Source organism: Oleiphilus sp. HI0080, assembly GCF_001635135.1.
The window spans coordinates 1-738 of the sequence record NZ_LWFU01000778.1; the positions used below are offsets into that span (position 1 = coordinate 1).

Here is a 738-nt window from a genome sequence, read left to right on the forward strand (position 1 = left end):
TTTGCCTCTTCTGACCCATTTGGTGGTAATTTGTTGTTCGAAAATAGCGCTGAGATCATTTTTCCTCTGCCGTTCATTAAAGACCAAAGCTCGATGCGTATGGCATATTTCGTTGATACCGGTAATGTGTTCGATACAAATCGCGGATATGATTTTGATTTGAACGAAATCCGTTGGTCAACCGGCGTAGCGTTGCAGTGGAACACCTTTATTGGCCCGCTTGGGTTCAGTTTTGGTAAGGCGATGAATGCCACTCCTGAAGACGAAAAGCAGTTCTTCCAGTTTTCTTTAGGGCAGCCCTTTTAACTAAGTACGAGGAATACACAATATGAAAGTCTTACAATATCTAGCGTTGGTTTTTGTGCTGGCACTTACGTCTGTTTCGGCAAATGCTGAGGTCAAAATCGGTTTGATTGACATGAGAGCAGCTCTTTTTTCTTCAAAGGCGGCGCAAGCGTATTCTGATAAGATGGTTGCAGATTATAAGCAGCAAGATCTTGAAGTACGCGCGGTAAGTGAGGCGGCCCAGAAACTGGAAATGCGTCTTCAGAATGATGCTGCGATTATGAGCGATAGCGAGCGGGCAAAGCTGGCCGCTGATCTGGAAGAGAAAGTTCAAGAGTTTCGCTATCTGAAAACAAAGCTGGATAAAGCATTAGCGGAGAAGCGACAAGAGTTCTTGGAACAGTCTCGGCCTAATTTGGATACAGTAATCCAGAAATTGGTTGAAAAGGAATC

General features: G+C 44.3%; 2 protein-coding genes. Both read left to right on the forward strand.

Annotated features, from left to right (window positions below; translation table 11 throughout):
* Positions 1–306: BamA/TamA family outer membrane protein (locus A3751_RS16130; protein WP_156492542.1), on the forward strand; the 306-nt coding region annotated here is incomplete at its 5' end.
* A gap of 22 nt (positions 307–328) precedes the next feature.
* On the forward strand, positions 329–738 hold a 410-nt coding region (locus A3751_RS16135), incomplete at its 3' end, for an OmpH family outer membrane protein (protein ID WP_068457912.1).